General features: G+C 73.0%; 21 protein-coding genes. 12 read left to right on the top strand and 9 right to left on the bottom strand.

Translation table 11 applies throughout. From position 1 onward, the window contains the following. Positions 1-23 precede the first annotated feature (23 nt). Positions 24-827, bottom strand: a complete 804-nt coding sequence (locus C3492_RS16780; RefSeq protein ID WP_103812564.1) for a nuclease-related domain-containing protein — start codon at positions 825-827, stop codon at positions 24-26. A gap of 100 nt (positions 828-927) precedes the next feature. On the opposite strand from C3492_RS16780, the gene C3492_RS16775 reads away from it, so the two are divergent. The 5 genes from C3492_RS16775 (at position 928) to C3492_RS16755 (ending at position 6,505) form a co-directional block, all read left to right on the top strand. Next, entirely contained in the window at positions 928-1,434 is a 507-nt protein-coding gene (locus C3492_RS16775) for a dual specificity protein phosphatase family protein (RefSeq protein WP_181140405.1), read from the top strand. A 92-nt stretch (positions 1,435-1,526) separates the two neighbouring features. Then, positions 1,527-2,252, top strand: coding sequence for a hypothetical protein (locus C3492_RS16770; protein WP_103812563.1), 726 nt, complete (start codon positions 1,527-1,529; stop codon positions 2,250-2,252). Next, the gene (locus tag C3492_RS16765; protein WP_103812669.1) at positions 2,252-3,511 is read left to right on the top strand and encodes a HAMP domain-containing sensor histidine kinase; all 1,260 of its coding nucleotides are present in this window, start codon (positions 2,252-2,254) and stop codon (positions 3,509-3,511) included. Before C3492_RS16770 ends, C3492_RS16765 begins: the two co-directional genes overlap by 1 nt. Positions 3,512-3,653: 142 nt before the next feature. Further along, a complete protein-coding gene (locus tag C3492_RS16760) occupies positions 3,654-5,015 on the top strand; it encodes an FtsW/RodA/SpoVE family cell cycle protein (RefSeq protein WP_103812562.1) in 1,362 nt (453 codons plus the stop codon). 32 nt (positions 5,016-5,047) lie between these two features. Then, positions 5,048-6,505, top strand: a complete 1,458-nt coding sequence (locus tag C3492_RS16755; protein ID WP_181140418.1) for a penicillin-binding transpeptidase domain-containing protein — start codon at positions 5,048-5,050, stop codon at positions 6,503-6,505. Between the two features lie 39 nt (positions 6,506-6,544). Here the strand turns inward: C3492_RS16755 and C3492_RS16750 are convergent, their stop codons facing one another. Both C3492_RS16750 and C3492_RS16745 read right to left on the bottom strand, forming a co-directional pair. Then, a complete protein-coding gene (locus tag C3492_RS16750; RefSeq protein ID WP_103812560.1) occupies positions 6,545-7,393 on the bottom strand; it encodes a hypothetical protein in 849 nt (282 codons plus the stop codon). A 53-nt stretch (positions 7,394-7,446) separates the two neighbouring features. Beyond that, positions 7,447-8,556, bottom strand: coding sequence for a ferritin-like domain-containing protein (locus C3492_RS16745; protein ID WP_103812559.1), 1,110 nt, complete (start codon positions 8,554-8,556; stop codon positions 7,447-7,449). Between the two features lie 123 nt (positions 8,557-8,679). Here C3492_RS16745 and C3492_RS16740 point away from each other — a divergent pair, with 123 nt between their 5' ends. From C3492_RS16740 to C3492_RS16725, 4 genes are all read left to right on the top strand, one after another. Next, positions 8,680-9,618: a diiron oxygenase gene (locus C3492_RS16740; RefSeq protein WP_014674968.1), complete on the top strand. Its 939-nt coding sequence runs from the start codon at positions 8,680-8,682 to the stop codon at positions 9,616-9,618. A gap of 74 nt (positions 9,619-9,692) precedes the next feature. Then, entirely contained in the window at positions 9,693-10,343 is a 651-nt protein-coding gene (locus C3492_RS16735) for a TetR/AcrR family transcriptional regulator (RefSeq protein WP_103812558.1), read from the top strand. Between the two features lie 10 nt (positions 10,344-10,353). Further along, on the top strand, positions 10,354-10,656 hold the full coding sequence (locus C3492_RS16730; protein ID WP_103812557.1) for a hypothetical protein: 303 nt from the start codon (positions 10,354-10,356) through the stop codon (positions 10,654-10,656). Between the two features lie 112 nt (positions 10,657-10,768). Next, the gene (locus C3492_RS16725; protein WP_103812556.1) at positions 10,769-11,842 is read left to right on the top strand and encodes a C40 family peptidase; all 1,074 of its coding nucleotides are present in this window, start codon (positions 10,769-10,771) and stop codon (positions 11,840-11,842) included. On the opposite strand, the gene C3492_RS16720 is transcribed toward C3492_RS16725, so the two are convergent. Genes C3492_RS16720 through C3492_RS16700 form a run of 5 tightly spaced genes read right to left on the bottom strand, consistent with a single transcriptional unit; the run spans position 11,829 to position 17,442 of the window. Beyond that, positions 11,829-13,082 (bottom strand): styrene monooxygenase/indole monooxygenase family protein, encoded by a 1,254-nt coding sequence (locus tag C3492_RS16720; protein WP_103812555.1) that lies wholly within the window; start codon positions 13,080-13,082, stop codon positions 11,829-11,831. The genes C3492_RS16725 and C3492_RS16720 overlap by 14 nt on opposite strands. Positions 13,083-13,123: 41 nt before the next feature. Next, positions 13,124-13,780, bottom strand: a complete 657-nt coding sequence (locus tag C3492_RS16715) for an ATP/GTP-binding protein (protein WP_103812554.1) — start codon at positions 13,778-13,780, stop codon at positions 13,124-13,126. After that, the gene (locus tag C3492_RS16710; RefSeq protein ID WP_030657823.1) at positions 13,761-14,186 is read right to left on the bottom strand and encodes a DUF742 domain-containing protein; all 426 of its coding nucleotides are present in this window, start codon (positions 14,184-14,186) and stop codon (positions 13,761-13,763) included. The genes C3492_RS16715 and C3492_RS16710 overlap by 20 nt, the downstream gene beginning before the upstream one ends. Beyond that, a complete protein-coding gene (locus C3492_RS16705) occupies positions 14,183-14,686 on the bottom strand; it encodes a roadblock/LC7 domain-containing protein (RefSeq protein WP_103812553.1) in 504 nt (167 codons plus the stop codon). The genes C3492_RS16710 and C3492_RS16705 overlap by 4 nt, the downstream gene beginning before the upstream one ends. Next, entirely contained in the window at positions 14,683-17,442 is a 2,760-nt protein-coding gene (locus tag C3492_RS16700; protein ID WP_181140403.1) for a nitrate- and nitrite sensing domain-containing protein, read from the bottom strand. The genes C3492_RS16705 and C3492_RS16700 overlap by 4 nt, the downstream gene beginning before the upstream one ends. 384 nt (positions 17,443-17,826) lie before the next feature. On the opposite strand from C3492_RS16700, the gene C3492_RS16695 reads away from it, so the two are divergent. Then, positions 17,827-18,615, top strand: coding sequence for a protein phosphatase 2C domain-containing protein (locus C3492_RS16695; protein WP_103812552.1), 789 nt, complete (start codon positions 17,827-17,829; stop codon positions 18,613-18,615). A 45-nt stretch (positions 18,616-18,660) separates the two neighbouring features. On the opposite strand, the gene C3492_RS16690 is transcribed toward C3492_RS16695, so the two are convergent. Continuing rightward, positions 18,661-19,152 carry a MarR family winged helix-turn-helix transcriptional regulator gene (locus C3492_RS16690; protein WP_103812551.1) on the bottom strand — a complete coding sequence of 164 codons (492 nt, stop codon included), beginning with the start codon at positions 19,150-19,152 and terminating at the stop codon, positions 18,661-18,663. A gap of 241 nt (positions 19,153-19,393) precedes the next feature. On the opposite strand from C3492_RS16690, the gene C3492_RS16685 reads away from it, so the two are divergent. Next, complete coding sequence (locus C3492_RS16685) at positions 19,394-20,245, top strand: lysozyme (protein WP_181140402.1); 852 nt, start codon at positions 19,394-19,396, stop codon at positions 20,243-20,245. 139 nt (positions 20,246-20,384) lie between these two features. Beyond that, positions 20,385-22,769: a SpoIIE family protein phosphatase gene (locus C3492_RS16680; protein ID WP_103812550.1), complete on the top strand. Its 2,385-nt coding sequence runs from the start codon at positions 20,385-20,387 to the stop codon at positions 22,767-22,769. Positions 22,770-22,790: the final 21 nt, after the last annotated feature.

Here is a 22,790-nt window from a genome sequence, read left to right as displayed (position 1 = left end):
CGCACCCGCGCGGGCCGCCCCCGCTACAGCCTCCCCCACGTGTGCCGGTCCCGGGCCATCCCGTGCAGCGCCTCGACGTCCGCCGGCTTGAGGACCCCGCCCAGCCGGGCCAGGCCCGCCAGCTCCGTGTCCGTCATGATGCGCACACCGCGCGGCTGCGCCGTCACGGTCACCTCGGACGGGCTGACGAGGGCCAGCAGCGGGCGGACCTCGGCGGTGAGGGCGTACGAGGCGCGGTCGGCGTCGGCGCGCAGCCGGCGCAGCAGCGGCTCGGCCTCGCGGCGGCCCAGGGTGACCAGGGGGTCGGCGACCAGGACCCGGCTCTTGCGGGCGTACAGGGCGTGGACGGCGAACAGGCCGCCGGGGCCGATCGCCAGGTGGTGGATGCGGTCGCCGCCGGGCAGGGGGAGGGAGTGCAGGGTGTGCCAGCCGGCCCCCTCCAGGCCGTCGAGGGCCTCGCCGACGGTCTGCTCGGCGGTCAGGGCGCGCCGGCGCGGGTCGGGGCGCAGCCGGTGGGTGGGTCCGGGGTCGCGGTCGAGGGCGACGAGCAGGGCCTCGCCGGGGCGGTTGGGGGCCAGGTCGTCGTCCGGGTGCAGGGTCAGACGGGCGAGTTCGGCGGGGGTCGGGACCGGGGGCGGGCCCACGGTCACCGGTCCGGTCAGGAAGGGCTTCAGGGCGTGGAGCACATCGTCCCTGCTGTCCTCGCCGAGCAGGTTGACCCGGCCTGTCTCACGGTCGTACCAGGCGATATTGCTGCCGTCCTCGCGGCAGACGTACAGCCGCTCCCGGCCGTGCCGGAAGGCCGGCACCACGCGCAGTCCGCTCATGCGCCATCACCCCTCGACCATGGGAACAGGCGGGGTGCTCCCGGGGCAAGACCGGTTACCGTGGAGGACGGCCCGGTGAGGGGGAGTTGGGGAGGCGCCGTTGCGGACCCGCGGAGAGCAGCCCGACGTACCGGCTCCGGACAGCCCGTGGAGCGAGATCGTGCCCGGCCTGTGGATGGGCGGGCACGAGTTCCGGGGCGGGTCCGGACGCCTGGAGTTCGCCGTCGTCCATGACGAGTTCGATGTGGTGCAGTCCTTGCTGCGGCTGCCGGGGTACGGCCCCGATCCGGGCGTGGAGCACCATGTGTGGCCGATCCCGGACGGTCCGCTGGACGGGACGCAGCTCGCCGGGGTGATCCGGCTGGCGCGCGCGGCGAACGAGGCGCTGGACGCCGGCCGCCGGGTGCTCGTGCGCTGTTACCACGGGTACAACCGCTCGGGGCTGGTGATCGCGCACGCCTTGGCGCAGCGCGGTGACTCCGCCGACCAGGCGATCCAGCTGATCCGGGCCCGGCGCTCGGCCTGGGCGCTGCACAACGAGCTGTTCGTGGAGTACCTGCGGGCGGGCCTGACGACCGTGCGGCTGCTGGAGGAGCTGGCCGAGTAGCCTCGCCGGGCGCCGGGCACGATCAGCCTGTCCCGCTGCCCCGCTCCGGACCCCCGAAGCAGCACAAAGCTCACTTCCGTCAGAATGTGACCATGCCAGTCCACCGTCCCGCGCGTACCGCCCTCGCCGTGGCCGCCGTCGCCCTGCTCTCGGCGGCCGCGACGGCCTGCGGGGACACCGGTGAGCTGCGCGGCGCCGGGCCGACGCCCACCGCGGTCAGCCCCGCCCGGCTCTGGCCCGATCTGCGCCCGGCGTCCAGCCCGGCCTACCCGTACGACGTGGCGACCCGGGCGACCGTGCGGGGCGTCACGGTCCCCGGTGACGACATGCGCGCGGTCGACCCGGTGGACGTCGTGGAGGCGGAGCTGAAGGCACACCCCGACGACTACGGGTCGAAGGGCGCCTACCACGGGACCGTGGACCGGATGAAGGAGTGCCGGCCGGGCGGGGACCGGGCCCGCTGCCCGCTGCTGAAGCCGTACTACCGGGACCTCACCGGGGACGGCCGGGCCGATCTGACGCTCGGCTTCCGGCTGTACCCGACCAACCAGACGGCCGTACGGGTCTACACCGTCGAGCGGCACAGGCTGGTGCAGGTGCTGGCCGACAACGACGCGATCATCGGCGTCGAGCTGGCCGGCCGGGCGCTGATCGAACGCTCGCCGGCCGACATCTCCGGCTACGAGTACCGCACCACCTGGCTGTGGGACCCGGGGCAGCGCGCGATGGTGTTCTCCCGCGACGAGTACCTGCACGTCGGTGACGGCCGGCACGGCAGGACGCCGTCCCCGTCGCCCTCCCCGGCGCAGAGCCCGTGATGAGGCTCGGGCTCCCCCAGTGGGCCGGGACCCTCGCCGTCAAGGCCGCCGCGTTCATCACGGTGATGTGCTGCGCGCTGGCCGCGCTGCTGGGCGTGCTCGTGCATGTCTCGGTGACCGACCAGACCGTCGGCCAGGCCCGTGACCTGGCGCTGTCCCGGCTCGCGGACGCCACCGAGGCGTACGAGGCCGGGGACACGCTGCTGCCGGGCGCCGGAGTGGACCCGAAGGGGCTGCCGGCGTCGCTGCGGACGCTGGCGGTGGCCGGGAAGCGCGGCACGATGGTCGCCACGCACCGGGGACGGCCGACCATGTGGGCGGCGGGACCGGCGGCCGGGCACCAGGCGCTGGCCGTGGAGGTCGACTACTCGCAGCAGTCCCGCACCATCGCCGGTCTCGACCAGTCGATCCTGTGGTCGTCGGGACTGGCGATCGGCGCGACCGTGCTGGTCGGCGTGTTCGCGGTGACCCGGGTGACCCGGCGGCTGCACGCCACCGCGCGGGTGGCCCGGCGGATCAGCGCGGGCGATCTGGACGCCCGGGTCGACGACCCCCGGACGAAGGACCCGACCCGCCCGCAGGACGAGGTGGCGGCGGTGGCCGCGGCCCTGGACACGATGGCGTCGAGCCTGCAGAGCAAGCTGCTGAGCGAGCAGCGGTTCACCGCGGACGTCGCGCACGAGCTGCGTACCCCGCTGACGGGGCTGCACGCGGCGGCGGAGCTGTTGCCTCCCGGGCGGCCGACGGAGCTGGTCCGGGACCGGGTGGCGGCGCTGCGCACGCTGACCGAGGACCTGCTGGAGATCTCGCGGCTGGACACCGGGCGGGAGCTGCTGGAGGCCGACACGGAGGAGCTGGGCGCGCTGGCCGGGCGGGTGGTGCGGGCGTCCGGTACGGAGACGGAGGTGCGGATCCTCCGGGACGCGCGGGTGGAGACCGACCGGCGGCGGCTGGAGCGGGTGCTGGGGAACCTGGTGGCCAACGCGCACAAGCACGGGGCGCCGCCGGTGGTGCTGACCGTGGACGGGCCCGTGGTGACCGTGCGGGACCACGGGGGCGGGTATCCGGGGTACCTCGTCGCGCACGGGCCGCAGCGGTTCCGCACGGAGGGTGGCGCCACGGGACATGGACTGGGGCTGACCATCGCGGTGGGGCAGGCGGAGGTGCTGGGCGCCACGCTGACCTTCGCCAACGCGGTGGACGGGGGCGCGGTGGCGACGTTGACGCTGCCGGTGGCCGGGTCCGGGCCGGGGCCGTAGACGGTTCTCCGGCTTTCCGTCGTGTGTGGTTGCTCGCGCCCGTACGGCGGAGCCGCATGCCGACCCGGCCCCGCGCCCCTTTCGGGGCGCTGTCCCCGGGCGGCGTCACACACAAGACGCCCCGTTTAGGTAGGTTCCGGACATGACGAAGGCCGGAACCACCCTGGCGGCGGCTCCCGCTCCCGCGCGTGCCGTGCGCCTCCCCCGGCGCCGGGGCGTCGAGCTGTCCCTGCTCGTGCTGGCCGTCTTGCTGTCCGTGTACGGCTACTGCGCGGTGGGGCTGGCGCGGACCGGTACCGTGCCGCCCGGTGCCGTCGGCTACGGCGCCGGGCTCGGCGTGCTCGCCCTGTTCGCCCATGTCGTGGTCCGCATCCGGGCGCCGTACGCCGATCCGCTGCCGCTGCCCATCGGCGTGCTGCTCAACGGGCTGGGGCTGGTCCTGATCTACCGGCTGGACCTGGAGACACCGGGTGACCGGGCCGCCCCCACGCAGCTGGTGTGGTCCACGCTGGGGGTGGCTCTGTTCATCGCCGTCGTGCTGGTGCTGCGCGACCACCGGGTGCTCCAGCGGTACGCGTACGTGTGTGTGGTGGCCGCCCTGGTGCTGCTGGCGCTGCCGATCCTGTTCCCGCCGGTCAACGGGGCCCGGATCTGGATCCGGATCGCCGGGTTCTCCATCCAGCCGGGCGAGTTCGCGAAGGTGCTGCTCGCGGTGTTCTTCGCCGCCTACCTGGCCGCCAACCGCAGCGCGCTGGCGTACACCGGGCGCCGGCTGTGGCGGTTGCAGTTCCCGACCGGGCGGGTGCTCGGGCCGATCCTGACGATCTGGCTGGTGAGCGTGGGCGTGCTGGTGCTGGAGCGGGACCTCGGGACCTCGCTGCTGTTCTTCGGGCTGTTCGTGGTGCTGCTGTACGTGGCGACCGGGCGCACCGGCTGGATCGCGGTCGGGCTGCTGCTGGCCGTGCTCGGCGCGTTCGCCGTGGGGCGCCTGGAACCGCACGTGGGCGGGCGGATCGAGGACTGGCTGCACCCGTTCGCCACCATCGAGGCCGGGCAGGGCCCCAACCAGCTCTCCCAGTCGCTGTTCGCCTTCGCCGCCGGCGGGTTCCTCGGCACCGGGCTCGGACTCGGCCACTCCATCCTGATCGGCTTCGCCGCCAAGTCGGACTTCATCCTGGCGACGGCCGGCGAGGAGCTGGGCCTGGCGGGGCTGGCGGGGATCGTGCTGCTGTACGCCCTGCTGGTGGAGCGCGGCTACCGGGCGGGGCTGGCGCTGCGCGAGCCGTTCGGCCGGCTGCTGGCGGTCGGGCTCGCCTCGATCGTGGCGTTGCAGGTGTTCGTGATCGCGGGCGGGGTCACCGGGCTGATCCCGCTGACCGGCATGGCGATGCCGTTCCTCGCCCAGGGCGGCTCCTCGGTGGTCACCAACTGGGCGATCGTGGCCCTGCTGGTCCGGGTGAGCGATTCGGCGCGCAGCCAGTACGACGGCCGGGAGGCGCCGTGACCGAGTACGGCCTTCCCGACGGCGGGCGCCCGATGGGCAGGTACATCCGGCACGCCTGTGTGTTCTGCGCGCTGCTGCTGGCGGCGCTGCTGGCCAACGCGACCCGGGTGCAGGTCGTGCAGTCCGAGGAGTACAACGGCAATCCGGCGAACCGCCGGGCCGCGATCGCCCGGTACCAGGTGCCGCGCGGGAACATCCTGGTGGGCGGCGAGCCGGTCACCGGTTCCGTGGACACCGGTGAGCAGCTCCGCTACGAACGCACCTACGGCAACGGCCCGTTGTACGCGCCCGTCACCGGCTTCTCCTCGCAGAAGTACGGCACCACGTATCTGGAGCACGCGGCGGACGGGGTGCTGTCCGGCACCGATCCGGTGCTCGCGCCGCTGCCGCTGTGGAACGACGTGACGCGGGCGCGGGGCCGCGGTGGTGATGTGGTCACGACCCTGAACCGGCAGGCACAGGAGGCCGCGTTCCGGGGGCTCGCCGGGCGGAAGGGAGCGGTGGCCGCGGTCGAGCCGGCCACGGGCCGGGTCCTGGCACTGGTGAGCAGCCCGTCGTACGACCCCTCTGAGCTGTCCGGCAACAGCGAGGCGGTGACGGCGGCGTGGGCGCGGCTCAACAGCGACCCGGAGAAGCCGATGCTCAACCGGGCGGTACGGCAGACCTATCCGCCGGGGTCGACGTTCAAGGTGGTCACCGCGGCGGCGGCGCTGGACGCGGGCGTGGTGACCGACCTGGACCAGCGCACCGACTCCCCCGACCCCTACCGGCTGCCCGGCACCACCACCCGGCTGACCAACGAGGGCGACGGCTGCCGGGACGCCTCGGTGCGCGACGCCTTCGAGTGGTCCTGCAACACGGTCTTCGCCAAGCTGGGCGTGGACGTGGGGGTGCGGGACATGGCGACCACGGCCCAGGCGTTCGGGTTCAACGACACCGGGGTGCGCATCCCCTTCGCCGTGGCGCCCAGCACCTTCGACACGCGGGTGGACAGGGCGCAGCTCGCGCTGTCCTCGATCGGGCAGTACAACACGCGGGCCACGCCGTTGCAGATGGCGATGGTCGCGGCGGCGGTCGCGGACGGCGGCCGGCTGCGTCCGCCGTACCTGGTGGAGCGGACCGTCCGGCACGGCGGCGAGACGGTCTCGGGCAGCGCGGCCCGGCCGGCGCGGCAGGTGATGCGGCCGTCCACGGCGGCCCTCATGAAGGAGCTGATGGCCGGCGTGGTGGAGGACGGCACCGGCACCAACGCGGCCATCCCCGGCGCGCTCGTCGGCGGCAAGACCGGCACCGCCCAGCACGGGATCGGCAACGCCGGGGTGCCCTACGCCTGGTTCGTCTCCTGGGCGCAGGCCGAGGACGCCCTGGAGCCGCAGGTGGCGGTCGCGGTGGTCGTGGAGGACGCCTCGGCGGACCGGGGCGAGATCAGCGGCGGCGGGGACGCGGCGCCGATCGCGCGCGAGGTGATGCGGGCGGTGCTGGGGCGGTGAGCCGGTCAGCCGACCGGCCCCACCAGCGGATCGTGAGGCTCAGCCGATCGGCTTGCGCATCTCCGAGCGGATCGTGAGGGTCTTGCGCGCGAACGCCTCCAGGTCGACGTCCGAGGGGGCCTGATCCATGGCCGCGGTGGCCACCTCGGCGACCGTGGCGCCGGTGTTGCCGTCGGCCCAGGCGCACACCGGCACGGTGATCTTCGTGCCGAGGTGCTCCTCGGTCATCACCTCGCAGCTGATGGTGATGCCGTCCAGCTCGAACTCCTTCGCCGGTACGGCGATCGTGGCGCCGTCGCCCTCGCCGGCGCCCTTCATCATGTTCGTACGGGCCTCTTCGGTGTTCTTGAACCGGCCGTACATGCCGGACACCACCAGGGTGCCCTTGGCCTCGTCACCACCCGGGCTGTAGGTGCCGACCACGCCGTGGGTGTCCTTGGCGTCCCAGGCTCCGTCGGCCTCGTCGCTGATCTTCTTGCCCTCGGACCCGGAGAGGTCGTCGACGAGTTCGTACGTCCCGTCGAGCAGCTTCCCGGGCAGGGTGAGCTTGTGCTCCGCCGCGGGGAAGCCGCTCTCGGCCACCATGCCGAGCACGATGAGCAGTACCACGACGGCCGCGACGACACCGCCCACGATGCCGAGCACCAGCCCGATCCGCCGCTTCTTCGGGGGCGGGGCCATCGGCGGCACGCCCCAGCCGGGATAGGGCTGCTGCTGCGGGTACGGCTGCTGGGCCGGGTACGGCTGCTGCTGCGGGTAGGGCTGCTGGGGATACGGGGAGCCGTACGGGCCCGGGGCCTGCGGCGGCTGCTGGCCGTACGGCCCCGGCTGCTGCGGCGGCTGCTGGCCGTAGGGGCCGGGATTCTGCGGCGGTGGAGGCATGGACACGCCAGCACGCTACTGCACCCGGGTGAACGGCCGGCACCGCGTTCCGCGCCCGGTCAGTCCTCCGCCGCCCCCGACTCGATCGCCGTCTCCACCTCGGCCACCCGTTCCCGCTCCTCGGCGGCGAAGCGCTCGGCGTCCAGCCGCTCGGCCAGCTCCTCGTCCTGGGCCATCAGCAGGTCCAGGTCGGAGTCGCCCAGCTCCAGCACGCCCATGTCGACATAGGCCCGCTGGAGCCGCTCGCCCCACAGGCCGATGTCCTTGACGCACGGGACGATGCGGCTGAACAGCAGCTTGCGGAAGAGCCGGAGGAACTCGGACCGCTCGCTGAGCGCCTCCGCCTCGGCCTTGGGGATGCCGAAGTTCTCCAGCACCTCCACCCCGCGCAGCCGGTCGCGCATCAGGTAGCAGCCCTCGATGACGAACTCCTCGCGCTCGCGCAGTTCGGCGTCGGTGAGCTGCTTGTAGTAGTCGCGCAGCGCCATCCGGCCGAAGGCCACGTGCCGGGCCTCGTCCTGCATGACGTACGTGAGGATCTGCTTGGGCAGCGGCTTGTTCGTGGTGTCCCGGATCATCCCGAAGGCGGCCAGCGCCAGGCCCTCGATCAGCACCTGCATGCCGAGGTAGGGCATGTCCCAGCGGCTGTCGCGCAGGGTGTCGCCGAGCAGCGACCGGAGGTTGTCGTTGATCGGGTAGACGAGGCCCATCTTCTCGTGCAGGAAGCGGCCGTAGATCTCGGCGTGCCGGGCCTCGTCCATGGTCTGGGTCGCGGAGTAGAACTTGGCGTCCAGGTCGGGCACCGACTCCACGATCCGCGCCGCACAGATCATCGCGCCCTGCTCGCCGTGCAGGAACTGGCTGAACTGCCAGGAGGCGTAGTGCCGGCGCAGCTCGCCCTTGTCCTTCTGCGAGAGCTTGTCCCAGTACGGGGTGCCGTACAGGGACATCGCCTCGTCGGGCGTGCCGAGGGCGTCGTACGGGTCGACCTCCAGGTCCCAGTCGATCCGCGTCAGCCCGTCCCACTGCTTGTCCTTGCCCTTCTGGTACAGGGCGAGGAGGCGGTCGCGGCCGTCGTCGTACTCCCAGCTGAACCGGGCCGCGCCGGCGGCGGGGACCTGCCAGGGGGAGTCTCCCGGCTCGTTGGCGTAGAGCTCATGGGTCGGCATACCCCGCAGGCTCACACGTAGACGCCGGGTCAACAAGTCATGCGCAAGGGATTGACGACCTTGCTGACAGGCAGTCTCATAAGAGGCAGGACGACTACCCCCGGGTAACGAGGTGAGGGAGCCATGACGACCCTGACGGAAGCGGACGCGCTGGACGGGCTGCGCGACGCGCTCGGCCTGCTCAAGGACCGGGAACAGGTGGCCGAACGGCTGCTCGTCTCTTCCGCCAAGCACTCCTTCGACCCGGACGAGGAGCTGGACTGGGACGCGCCCTTCGAGGAGGGCAAGTGGTTCTGGCCGCCGGAGCTGGTGTCGCTGTACGACACGCCGATGTGGAAGCGGATGAGCGAGGAACAGCGCATCCTGCTCTCCCGGCACGAGGCCGCCGCGCTGGCCTCGCTCGGCATCTGGTTCGAGATCATCCTCATGCAGTTGCTCGTCCGGCACATCTACGACAAGGCGGCGACGAGCGCGCACGTGCGGTACGCGCTCACCGAGATCGAGGACGAGTGCCGGCACTCGAAGATGTTCGCCCGGCTGATCTCGCACGGCGGCACGCCCTGGTACCCGGTGAGCCGCGCCCACCAGAACCTCGGCCGCCTGTTCAAGACGATCTCCACCACCCCCGGTTCCTTCACCGCCACGCTGCTCGGCGAGGAGGTGCTGGACTGGATGCAGCGGCTGACGTTCCCCGACGAGCGGGTGCAGCCGCTGATCCGGGGCGTCACGCGGATCCACGTGGTGGAGGAGGCGCGGCACGTGCGGTACGCCCGTGAGGAGCTGCGGCGCCAGATGGTGACCGCGCCGAAGTGGTCCCAGGAGTTCACCCGGGTCACGTCGGGCGAGTTCGCCCGCGTCTTCTCGGTCGCCTTCGTCAACCCGGAGGTCTACACCAACGTCGGCCTGGACAAGCGGGAGGCGATGGCGCAGGTGAAGGCCAGTGCGCACCGGCGGGAGGTCATGCAGACGGGTGCGAAACGGTTGACGGACTTCCTCGACGACATCGGGGTGCTGCGGGGTGTCGGCCGGCGCCTGTGGAGGTCCTCCGGCCTCCTGGCATAGGCGACTGCACGAGCGGCCCCGCGCACCGGCGGCTGGAAGCCGGCCGGGGCCGCGCGGCGATTAGGCTGCGAGGCATGACCCCGTCGGCCACCCCCGCATACCGCCGGCTCAGCGTCGAGGAGCGGCGAAGCCAGCTCCTCGACGCCGCCCTGGGCCTCTTCGCGCACCGCGCGCCCGAGGACGTCTCCCTGGACGACGTGGCGGAGGCGGCCGGGGTGTCGCGCCCGCTGGTGTACCGGTACTTCCCCGGCGGCAAGCAGCAGCTCTACGAGGCCGCGCTGCGCTCCGCCGCCGAAGAGCTCCGGCAGTGCTTCGACGAGCCCCGCGAGGGCCCCCTGCTGCCCCGGCTGTCCCGCGCCCTGGACCGCTATCTGGCCTTCGTGGACGAGCACGACACCGGCTTCAGCGCGCTGCTCCAGGGCGGCAGCGTGGTGGAGACCTCCCGCACCACCGCCATCGTGGACGGGGTGCGCCGGTCCGCCGCCGAACACATCCACCAGCACCTCGGCGTGGCCGATCCCGGTCCCCGGCTGCGCATGACCGTCAGGATGTGGATCACGGCGGTGGAGGCGGCCTCCCTGATCTGGCTGGACGAGGACAAGCAGCCCCCGGTGGAGGAGCTGCGCGACTGGCTGGTGGAGCAGTTCCTGGCCGTCCTCACCGTCACCGCGGGCCGGGACCCGCAGACGGCCGCGCTGGTCACCGCGCTGTCGGCGGATGGCTGAGACTGGACCCGTGAAGAGCCAGGACACCCCGTTCGAGGGCGGCCCCATGGACGGACGCGTGCTGCCCGTCCTGGTCGGCCCCACCGGGCACCCCCCGAAGACGTACCGCATCCCCGTCCCGGATCCCGGGGGCGGCCCGCCCACGGTACTGGTCTACCGCCGTGTGCCCCGGGGGCACAGCAGGCGGCTGGGGCTGATCCAGGGGTGGAAGTACCGGTACGACCCGGACGACAGGTCGGGCGGGAGGCTCCGCTGGCCCTGGTCCAAGCCGGACGCCACGCCGTCCGGCAAGCCGGACGACGCGAACGGGTGAAACCGCTGCGCCGAACCGCGCAGGCTTCGTATCCAGCCGGCACCGACACGTCTGATTATCGGGTTGCGCTGGGAAGTGGAGATTCCGCTTCCCTCGCAGCGGAGGTGATGACGTGTCAGGAAGGCTTCTGCGTCTGGCCTGTACGACGGTGGCGGCGGCCCAGGCCGTCCTCGTGCCCGTACCCGCGGCGGCCACACCGGACCCCCAGCGGTCCGTGGCCGAGCTGCTGACGGAACTTCAGCAGCTCTACCGGAAGACCGAGCAGGCCACCGAGACCTACAACGCCGTGACCGAGGAGCTGAAGCGGCAGCGCGCCGAGGTGGCCCGGCTCGACGGCGAACTCGCCCGCGCCCGGCTCACCCTCCAGGACAGCCGCACCGAGGCCGGGCGCCTGGCCCGGCAGCAGTACCAGGGCAGCGGCGGCCTCGGCCCGTACGTGCGCGTGCTCCTCGCGCCCGACCCGCAGCACGCGCTGGACGAGGGCCATGTGCTCGGCGAGCTGGCACGCGAACGGGCCCGTACGGTGGACCGTCTCACCGCCGCGGAACAGCGCAAGGACGCGCTGGCCCGCGCGGCCCGCAAGGCCCTCGACACCCAGCTCGGCCTGGCCGCCCGGCAGAAACGGCAGCGCGACGACGTCCAGGGGAAACTCGCCGACGTGGAACGCCTGCTGGCCGGTCTCACCCCGGACCGGCTGGCGGCCGTGGCCCGGCTGGAACAGCAGGGGGTCACCGCGGCCCAGCAGCGCCTGACCACCGCGGGCGCCCTGCCCGCCGACCGCGCGGCCACCCCGGCCGGCGACCGTGCCGTCCGCTACGCCCTGGACCAGGTCGGCAAGCCGTACCAGTGGGGCGCGCAGGGCCCCGACGCGTACGACTGCTCGGGCCTGACCTCCCAGGCGTGGTCCCACGCGGGGACACCGATCCCGCGCACCAGCCAGGAGCAGTGGGAACGGCTGGGAAGGGTCCCGCTGAACCGGCTCCTGCCGGGCGACCTGGTGGTGTACTTCCCGGAGGCGACGCACGTGGCGATGTACGTCGGCGGCGGGAAGGTGGTGCAGGCGCCCAGGCCGGGTGAGAAGGTCACGGTGTCACCGATCGCCAGCTTTCCGGTCCTGGGCGCCGTACGTCCCGGTACGGGCGGGCGCGGCCAGCCCTCGCGGGGGGAGCCCGTCAGGCTCCGGTGAGCGAGCCCAGGTACGCGGACGTCTTCTCCGGGTCGTAGAAGAAGTTCTCGAAGTCGGCCGGGTCGTTGAACGCGTTGGCGAATCGATCCGCCACCGGCTGCAACTGCCCGGCCGCGCCGATGAGGTTCAGCACGTGCTCCGGCGGCGGCGCCAGCATCGCGTTCGTCCACTTGGTGACGTGCTGGGCGGTGGCCCAGTACCGGTCGAACGTCTGCCGCATCCACTCCTCGTCGAACGGCTTGTCACCGTGCTCCAGGATGGACGCGAGGTACGCGGCGGCGCACTTGGACGCCGAGTTGGACCCCTGGCCGGTGATCGGGTCGTTGGCGACGACCACGTCGGCCACGCCCAGCACCAGCCCGCCCGAGGGCAGCCGGCCGATGGGGTTGCGGACGGTCGGGGCGTAGCGGCCGGACAAGGTGCCGCCCGCGTCGGTGAGTTCGACCTTCGTGGCCCGCGCGTACTCCCAGGGCGTGAACCTCTCCATGAGTTCCAGGGTCAGGGAGAGGTGCTCCGCCGGGTCCTTGACGCCCTGGAAGACGTCGAGCGGGCCGCCGGGTATGCCCTCCCAGAAGAGGATGTCGGCGCGGCCGGACGTGGTGAGCGTCGGCATGACGAACAGCTCGCCGACGCCGGGGACCAGGTTGCAGCGGACCGCGTCGAACTCGGGGTGCTCCGGGCGCGGGCCGAGCCCGTGGACGTACGCCACCGCCAGCGCCCGCTGCGGCTCGCTGTACGGGGAGCGCTCCGGGTCGCGGGCGAACATCGACACCAGCTCGCCCTTGCCGGCCGCGACCAGGACGAGGTCGTAGGTGCGGGAGAAGTAGTCCAGGTCGCCGACCGCCGCGCCGTGGATGACCAGCTGGCCGCCGCGCTGGGCGAAGGTCTCCATCCAGCCGGCCATCTTCACCCGCTGGTCCACCGACTGCGCGTACCCGTCGAGCCTGCCCACCCAGTCGATCGCCCGCTGGGTCGGGCCCGGGTCGTGCGAGCCGGGCGCGGCCACCGAGACGCCGAGTCCCTCGATCTTCGGGGCCTGGGACTCCCAGAAGTTCAGCTGGAGGTCGCGCTCGTGCTGGAGGGCCGTGTCGAACATGCACTGCGTCGACATGACCCGGCCGGAGCGGATCTCGTCCGCGGTCCGGTTCGACATCAGGGTGACCTCGTAACCGTGCGACTGCAGGCCGAGGGCGAGCTGGAGGCCGGACTGGCCGGCCCCGACGACGAGTATCTTCCGCATGCGGGTGGTGCCTCCTACGGGATCAGGACGAGGGGTGAGGACTACTCGGGGGTTTCGTCCAGCGCGTGGCCCACCAGGGCCAGGAGGACCTCGATCGCCGAGATCCGCCGCCGCGCATCCATGATCATGACAGGGATGTGCGCCGGTATCGTCAGCGCCTCCCGCACGTCCTCCGGTTCGAACCGCTCGCTGCCGTCGAAGTGGTTGACCGCGACGACGTACGGCAGTCCGCAGCTCTCGAAGTAGTCCAGGGCCGGGAAGCAGTCCTTCAGCCGGCGGGTGTCGGCCATGACGACGGCGCCGATCGCGCCGCGCACCAGGTCGTCCCACATGAACCAGAACCGCTGCTGGCCCGGCGTGCCGAACAGGTAGAGCACCAGGTCGTCGTCGAGCGTGATGCGGCCGAAGTCCATGGCCACGGTGGTGGTGAGCTTGCCCGGCGTGGCGGACAGGTCGTCGGTGCCCTCGCTGGCCTCGGTCATCAGCGCCTCGGTCTGCAGCGGCGTGATCTCCGAGACGGACGTGACGAGCGTGGTCTTGCCGACGCCGAAGCCGCCCGCCACCACGATCTTCGTCGCGATGGGGGCGCGCGTCCGGTCCGTCTGCCAGGACTTCAGGTCCTCGTCCGGTTCGCTGAACCCGGCGACGAGGGGGGTGCCCCCGAAGGAGGCGGTGGCGTCAGAGACGGCGGAGTCCACTCAGCACCCTTTCCAGCAGAGCGCGGTCCGGGCGGCCGGTGCCGTGACCGGTTCCGGTGCCGTACACACGGATCTTTCCCTGGTCCGCGAGATCGCTCAGGAGCACGCGGACCACGCCGAGCGGCATCTTGAGCAGCGCGGCGATCTCGGCCACCGTGCGCATACGGCGGCACAGTTCGACGATGGCCCGCATCTCCGGCATGACCCGGGTGGTGAGCGAGCCGTTCGTCAGTTCCTTGCGCTCCTCGGGGGCCTCCAGCGCCGCCACGAACGTCTCCACGAGGAGGACGTGGCCGAAGCGGGTACGGCCGCCGGTGAGCGAGTAGGGGCGGACGCGGGCGGGTTTGCGGTCGCCGCCGCGGACCGGGAGCTGTGTCTTCCCTGGTTTCTTCGGGGTACCGGTCATCGGTCGCTCCCCGTCGAATCGGCTTCCAGGTTCTTGCGCAGCTCGCTGCGGAGCTCGGGCGTCAGGACGTGGCCGGCACGGCCGACGAAGAGCGCCATGTGGTACGCCACGACGCTCATGTCGCACTCGGCGGAGCCGTGCACGCCGAGCAGCGAGCCGTCGCTGATCGACATCACGAACAGGCTGCCCTCCTCCATCGCGACCATCGTGTGCTTGACCCCGCCGAACTCCAGCAGCTTGGCGGCGCCGACGGTCAGGCTGCCGATGCCGGAGACGATGGTGGCGAGGTCGGCGGAGGAGCCCCGGGGGCCGGTCCGCTTGGTGTCGCGGGACTGGCGGGCGTCCTCCGTGTGACCCGGGTCGGACGACAGCAGGAGCAGCCCGTCGGAGGAGACCACGGCGACGGACTGGATGCCGGGTACTTCCTCGACCAGGTTGGTCAGCAGCCAGTGCAGGTTGCGGGCTTCACTGCTCAGTCCGTAGGTAGTGGGCGCGGTCAACTGCTTGCCTCCTCGGCTGTGCCCCCCGTGGCTTCTTCGGCGTGTGCGTGGCTGGTCGGCCGCCGGTTGTTGGCCGTCTGCTCGGCGATCTCCGCCTCTACGTCGCGGTAGCCGGCCTGGGCGCCGGTGCGGAAACCACCGAGCCTGCGGCGCAGGGCTTCGGCGTCGACGCTGGTGCTGCGCTGGCGGGGCGGGGTGTTGGGGGCGGTGATCTTCGGTGTGCGCTTGGGGAGCCCCTTGCTGGTGAGCCGCTCCTCCTCGGCTCCGCTTTCGGAGTCCGGGTGCCCGTCGGCGCCATCCGTACGGGTCTCGTCGTCGGGTGCGGGGGGCTCCTGTGGGGTGTGTTCGCCGTCGGCGGCGGCCGGCGGGCTGGGGAGCAGCAGCTCCATCGTCGTCTCGGCGTACGTCTCCGCCGGGGCCTTCGGGCGGGTCTCCGTGTCCTGGGCGGGCTGGGCGGCCTGCTCGTGGGCCTCCGCCGGTGCCTCCCGCGGTGACTCCCCCGGTGCTTCGGCGGAGGCGTCCCGCACGGCCTGTTCCGCCAGGGTGACCAGGGGGTCCTGGTGCTTGGCGCGGGTGGGCAGGACGTTGGAGTTGGCCTCGGCGTCGGCGCCGGGGAGGGTGAAGGTGCCCGTGCCGCCGGGGGCGGTGCTCTGCGGCGGGAGCGCCGTGGGCGCGGCCTCGACCAGCAGGGGGGCCGGGAGGACCACCACCGCCGCGATGCCGCCCTGCTTCTGCTCGCGCAGCTGGACGCGGACGCCGTGCCGGTGCGCGAGGCGCGCGACGACGTACAGGCCGAGGCCGAGGCCCTCCTCGCCCTCCTGGTCGTAGAGGGAGTCGGGGTCGAAGTCGCCGAGGCGGCCGTTGAGGGCGTCCAGGCGGTCGGCGGTCATGCCGATGCCCTCGTCCTGGACCGACAGCATGACCTCACCCGACTCCAGGAGCCAGCCGGAGACCTCGACGGGCAGGTCCGGCGGGGAGAACGAGGTCGCGTTCTCCATGAGTTCGGCCAGCAGGTGGGAGAGGTCGTCGGCGGCGAAGCCCGCGACGTGCGCGTGCGGCGGGAGGGCCGCGATGCGGACGCGTTCGTAGCGTTCGATCTCGCTGACCGCCGCCCGGACCACGTCGACCAGCGGCACCGGGCCCGGATGCTGCTGGACGTGCTCGGTGCCGGCGAGGACCAGGAGGTTCTCGCTGTGCCGGCGCATGACCGTGGCGAAGTGGTCCAGCTTGAACAGGGTGGCGAGGCGGTCGGGGTCCTGCTCGCGGTCCTCCAGGCCCTCGATGACCGCGAGCTGGCGTTCGACCAGGCCCAGGGTGCGCAGGGCCAGGTTGACGAAGGTGGAGCCGATGCTGGTGCGCAGCCGCCCCAGCTGGGCGGTGGACTCGGCGAGCTCGGCGCGCAGTTCCTCGCGGGCGTCGGCCATCTTCTGGCGCTGGCCGACCAGGTGCTTGCGGTCGGTCTCCAGGGTGGCCACGCGCTCGTGCAGCGCCACGGCGTGCGCGTGCAGGGCGTTGACCGAGCGGACCACCTGGGCGAACTCGTCGTTGCGGCCCGTGAAGGCGATCGGCTCCTGGGCCGTCGGGTCCTCGGACCCGGCGAGGCGGGCCGAGCCGCGGCGCAGGACCGACAGCGGGCGGGTCAGGGAGCGGGCCATGGCCGTGGCGATGCCGACCGCGACCAGCATCAGCGCACCCAGGACGGCGACGCGGATCTCCAGGGCGGTGACATCGTCGTCCCGGAGCTTCGCGAGGTCCTTGGTGCGGTGGTCGTAGAGCGCCGACTCCGCGCCGCGCATCAGGTCGACACGGGCGGACAGGGCCGCGTCCAGCTTCTTGGTGCTGGTGGTCAGCTCGCTGTCGGCGAGGGTGGGCCGGTCGGTGAGCGAGGCGAGGTACTTGTCGGCCGAGTTGACCTCGGGACCGGTGACCGTGGAGTCGTAGGAGTCCACGGCCGCCTTCGGCGCCGTCTCGCGGAAGTCGGCGAGGGCCGCGTCGGCGCGCAGCCGGGCCTGCTGGGCGGCGGCGGTGAGCGCGTCGCGCTGTTTGCGGTCCGCCTCGGTGCTGGTGGCGGTCGTGGTGGGCAGGCCGGTGGTGGGGTCGATCACCGTCCGGGTGCTGGACGGGATGTTCAGCGCGGCCAGCAGCAGGCCGCGGGCGGCGGCGGACTGCTGGACGGCGGAGTCCAGTTCGGCCAGGGCGTGGCCGCCGGAGCCGGCCCGCGGGGGCATCTGCGCGGCGAGCTGCTCGGCGAGCCGGTGCAGCGCGGTGATCGTCGCCGAGTACGCCTGGTGGGTCTGGAGGGCGCCGGTCTTGCCCGTGAGGGCGCTGCGGCGGAGCGCGTCGACGCCGTCGAGGGCGGTGCGCAGGCCCGCCGGGATGTCGGTGTCGGCGCGCAACTCCTCGACCTGCCGGTCCACCCGGGCGCTGCGGTCCTCGGAGGGCGCCTTGTCCTTGGGGCGGCCGGCCGCGACGTAGGAGGTGACCTCGTCGCGTTCGTCGGCGAGGGAGTGGGCCAGGGTGAGCGCGTCCTGGGTCCGGGCGGCCAGCGTCACCAGGTCCTGGGAGTCGCTGACGTCCTGGGAGGCGGTGAGCAGTGCGGGCGCCCCGGCCCCCGCGACGGCGGCGGCCACCACGGCGACGGCGACGATCAGCCGGGTGCGCACATGGGTGGGGCGACCGGAGCCCACGGGGGTCTGGGGGACGGTCCCCTCGGGGGCCGTCTGCCTGCCTGTGCGCCGAGGCCGCTTCTTCTGCACCGGTGCTCGCATTCCTGAACTCGTCTACCCAGGGGCCCGGGTGGCGCCCCGTCAGCTCGGTGCCAAGTGGTGCGTACACCCGGTTCGTACGGTTCCCGACCCTCCCAGTGCCGGTGGGCAGTGGTCGCGCATCACCTGACCCGCCACCCGAAGGAGTGAACATCGGAGGGGAGTTGGCGGGCAAGTTCCCCTGGCGCGTGCGGCGCTCTTGCGCGGCGGGCCGGTTGGACGCACGCGGCAGGCTTTGGCAGTATTCGCCGCCACGCCTTCCCGGAGTAGATCATTTCTACCCAAACCAGGCGCCTGACCTGCGGGGTCGTGAGAATTCACCGGCTCGTGCCAGCCTTTGGCGCACCGTGTGAAGGGCTCGTGCAGACTGGCTGGATGCGCACTGATCTCGTCTCGGAACCCGGCGACGCGTCCCGCCCCAACGAGGACTTCGCCGGTGTCGGACTACCCGCCTCCGGACAGGGAGGTTGCGTGATCGTCCTGGACGGAGTAACTCCGCCCAGCGGCGGGACGGGCTGTCTGCATTCCGTCCCCTGGTTCACCGCGCGACTGGGCGGCGCACTGACCGAACTGACCGTTTACGACCGAGATCTGACGCTCTCGGAGATTCTCGCGCGGGCGATCCGGCGCACCGCGGACGCCCATGCGGAGACCTGTGAGCTTTCTCACCCGCGAACCCCCCAGGCAACCGTCGCCCTGACCCGATGGTCCGCCACCGCGGTCGAGTACCTGGTGCTGTCCGACGCCGTGCTGCTGGTGCGGGGACCCGACGGCACGGTCACCCCGCTGCTGGACGACCGGCTGGCCCGGCTGCCCCGCTCCGCGCTCGCCACGGACGCCCTGGTCGACGCGGACCTGCGCAACAAGGAGGGCGGCTTCTTCACCGCCGCCGCCGACCCCGCCGTGGCCGCCCGGGCGGTCACCGGCACCCTGCCCCGGCGGGACGTCCGGGCGCTGGCGGCACTGACGGACGGCGCGACCCGCTGGACGGAGACGTTCCGCGAGGGCGACTGGACGGCCCTGTTCGACCTGGTCGCCAAGGAGGGCGCCCGGTCGCTCGTGGAGCGGGTACGGGAGCTGGAGACGGCGGACCGGGAGGAGCGGACGTTCCTGGGGCGCGGCAAGACGCACGACGACGCGACGGTGGTGTACGTGGAGCTGTGACGGGCGGGACGGGGTGCCGGGGCGGGCCACGGCAGCGGTGTCGCGCTACTTCGCCATGACGCCGTTCAGCTCGTGCAGCAGCCGGGCCAGTTCGGCGACCTCGTGGCGGTCCCAGTGGGCGAGCTGGCGGACGTAGCGGGCGCGGCGGGCCTCACGGACCGTGCCGACGCGGCGGCGGCCCTCGTCGGTGAGGGTGACGAGCCAGGCGCGGCCGTCGGCCGGATCGGGCTCGCGGGCGATCAGGCCCAGGTTCTCCAGGGCACGCAGCTGGCGGGACATCGTGGCCTTGCCCACCCCGATGTAGCCGGCGAGTTCCGTGGCCCGCTGGCCGCCCAGTTCGTCCAGCCGGATGAGCAGGCCGTACGCGGAGGACTCCAGGTCGGGGTGGACCTCCCGGGCCATCTCGCCCTGGTTGGCCCGGGCGCGCCGGAGCAGCACGGTCAACTCGCGCTCCAGCGCCAGGAATTCCTGGTCTGCACCACTGGGCGTCATCTGGCCGACGGCGCCGTGCGCGCCGCCGCTTCCGTCCTCGTGCACGTCAGCACCCCTGCTCGGTTTCGCAGTCCTGAAAGTTTCTGTCAAACGTCGTCATTGCCGCAGCTCTGCCAGTATTTCGCAGGCGTAGACCAACGGCGTCGTCCGGACCCTCTTCCCACGCCGTATCTACGTGCGTAGCTTCCTTACCACGTCATTAATGGCATGCCCACGCCAGTGGGCCGACGGTCGGTGTCGCAGTCCCCCACGTCACTCCCCCCACTCCACTCCCCGGAGGCACGTCATGCCCGTGCTCAGACCCGGCTCCACCCGCTCCGTCCGCTCCCCCCTGCCGTTCCGCGCCCGCCCCCTCGCCGTCCTCCTCACGGCCCTGCTCGCGGCGCTCTCCCTCACGCTTCCGCTCACCTCCGCCCAGGCCGCGAGCACGCCCAGCCGCGGCTCCGCCCACATGGGCATGGGCGTCCTCGCCCACGACGGCCAGGACGGCACACCCAGCACCGGTGACGTCACCCAGACCGAGGGCGTCGACGTCTCCGGCTACCAGGGCAACGTCGCCTGGTCGACCCTGTGGAACAGCGGGGTCCGCTGGGCGTACACGAAGGCCACGGAAGGCACGTACTACACGAACCCGTACTTCGCCCAGCAGTACAACGGCTCCTACAACGTCGGCATGATCCGCGGCTCGTACCACTTCGCCACCCCGGACACCACCAGCGGCGCCACCCAGGCCAACTACTTCGTGGACCACGGCGGCGGCTGGTCCCGGGACGGCAAGACGCTGCCCGGCGCCCTCGACATCGAGTGGAACCCGTACGGCGCCGCCTGCTACGGCAAGACCGCGAGCCAGATGGTGAGCTGGATCGCCGACTTCATCAACACCTACAAGGCCCGCACCGGCCGCTACCCGGTCATCTACACCGCCACCAGCTGGTGGACCCAGTGCACCGGCAACTACGGCGGCTTCGCCGTGAACAACCCGCTGTGGATCGCCCGCTACGCCTCCGACCCGGGAACGCTTCCGGCCGGGTGGTCGTACTACACGATGTGGCAGTACACCTCCTCCGGCCCGACGGTCGGCGACCACGACAAGTTCAACGGCGCCCTGGACCGGGTGCAGGCCCTGGCCCTCGGCTGACAGCCGACGGCTGACGGCTCCGCGGTGGCCCCTGCGGACGGCAGGGGCCACCGTGCGCGCCGCGTTGCGTTGGTGCTCCGCGCCGCCCGGGATCATGCTGGTCAGGAGAGCCTGCCGAGCTAGGGCGAGATGAGCGGCGATGGAGCGACAGTCGACGTACACGGCCACGGCCACCATCGATGAGCAGGGCGTCCTCACCGGCTGGAGCGAGGGCGCGCGGCGGCTGCTCGGCTACGACTCCCCGGCGGTGGTCGGCCGGCCCGCCACCGCGCTGCTCGCCGCCGACGCCGCGGCGGTCCGGCGGGCACTGGCCGGCCGGACCCGCTGGAACGGCACCGTCCCGCTGCGCCACCAGGACGGCAGGCTCCTGGAACTGGGCGTGCTGGCCCACCGCCGGACCTCGCGCACCGGCGCCACCGACTGGCTCGTGGTGAGCGCGGTGACGGCCCGCACGCAGCCGCCGCGCGGCGAACCGCTGGAGGAGTGGACGTTCCTCCAGTCCCCCTTTCCGCTGGCCATCTTCGACGCGGACCTGCGCCTGGTGCGCGCCAACCGCCGGATGGAACACGCCCTCGCCCTGCCCGAGACGGCGATGCGCGGACTGCGCCTCACCCACATCGCGCCCGGGGCCGCGAGCGAGGAGGCCGCCCGGTCGATGCGGCGGGCGCTGGAGCGCGGCAGGCCCCAGGAGACGCGCGGCCGGATCGGCCCGGACCTCGGCCGGGCCATCGTCCTCACCCCGCTGAAGGACGCCGACGGCCGGGTGCGGGCCGTCTGCCTGTCCGTGCCGGAGCCGGCCCAGCAGACCGCCGGTGGGGCGCGCGCCCCGGGCGGGTCCGCCGCGCCCGTCGGCACGGCGGCGGACCAGGCCCGCGCCGCGCAGGAGCTCGGCGAGGTCACGGTCCCCCGGCTGGCCGACCTCATGGCGGTGGACCTGCTGGACTCGCCGTGGACCACCGCCGAGGCCGCCGGCCGGCCGCCGGAACGGGTGGTCCTGCGCCGCGCCGCCCTGCGCGCGGTACCGGAGGCCGGTGGGCGCGGCCACGGCAGCGGCGCCGGGAGCGGTGTCGGTGCGGGGGTCGGCGAGGTGATCGTCTGCCCGGCGGACTCGCCGCCCGCCCGGTGTCTGGCGGCGGCCCGCCCGATGCTGTACGCCATGGCGGACCCGGCCGTGGCCGACTGGGCGGCGCTGGACCCGGGCGCCTCCTGGCTGCGCACGTCCGGGACGCGCTCCCTGCTGGCGGTCCCGCTGCTCGCCCAGGGCAGCACGCTCGGCGTGGCCCTGTTCGGCCGGCACGGGGAGCGGGGGCCCTTCGGACCGGAGGACCTGCGGCTCGCCGAGGAGTTCACCGTCAAGGCGGCCGCCGGCATGGAGCAGGCCCGCGGCTGCGCCCGGCCCCGCACCACCACCGTGGCCCTCCAGCGCAGCCTGCTCCCGCACACGGTGCCCGACCAGGGGGCCCTGGAGATCGCCACCCGCTATCTGCCGGCCGCGACCCGGGCCGGCGTGGGCGGCGACTGGTTCGACGTGATCCCGCTGTCCGGGGCGCGGGTGGCGCTCGTCGTGGGTGACGTGGTGGGCCACGGCATCCGGGCCTCCGCCACCATGGGCCGGCTGCGCACGGCGATACGCACCCTGGCCGACGTCGATCTGCCCGCCGACGAGCTGCTCACCCACCTGGACGACCTGGTGCTGCGGCTGGCCGCCGAGGAGGGCAGCGCGGACCCGGGCGCCGACACCGCCGGCGGCATCGGCACCACCTGCCTGTACGCCGTCTACGACCCGGTCTCGCGCCGCTGCTCCGTGGCCCGGGCCGGGCATCCGCCGCCCGCCGTGGTGACCCCGGACGGCATGGTCCGCTTCCTCGACGTGCCCGCGGGACCGCCGCTCGGGCTCGGCGGGCTGCCCTTCGAGGCGATGGAGACGGAACTGCCCGAGGGCAGCCTGCTCGCGCTCTACACGGACGGGCTGCTGGAGGCCCGCGACCACGACATCGACGAGGCCCTGGACAGGATGTTCATCGCGCTCGGCCGGCCCGCCGAGTCGCTGGAGGCGGTGTGCGACCGGGTTCTCGGCGATCTGCTCAGCCACCGCCCCGACGACGACATCGCCCTCCTGGTGGCCCGCACCCGGGCCCTGCACGAGGACCTGGTCGCCTCCTGGGAACTGTCCGACGAGCCCACCGTCGTCTCCCTGGCCCGCCGGCACGCCACCGACCAGCTCTCCGCGTGGGGCCTGGAGGAGGCCGCGTTCACCACCGAGCTGATGGTCAGCGAGCTGGTCACCAACGCCATCCGCTACGGCCGCCCGCCCATCCGGCTCCGGCTGATCCGCCAGAGCAAGACCCTGATCAGCGAGGTCTACGACGCCAGTGACACCACCCCGCACATGCGCCGGGCCCGGATCTTCGACGAGGGCGGCCGCGGCCTGCTGCTGGTCGCCCAGCTCGCCGAGCGCTGGGGCACCCGGCACGACCGGATCGGCAAGACGGTGTGGGCGGAGCAGTCCCTGACCGCGCTCTGACCCGGGGGTGCGGCGGGGCGG

The organism is Streptomyces sp. Ru62, from assembly GCF_002920615.1.
Taxonomy (GTDB): domain Bacteria; phylum Actinomycetota; class Actinomycetes; order Streptomycetales; family Streptomycetaceae; genus Streptomyces.
The sequence above is the reverse complement of the archived record's forward strand: the minus strand, read 5'-3'. Positions and strand labels throughout refer to the sequence as shown.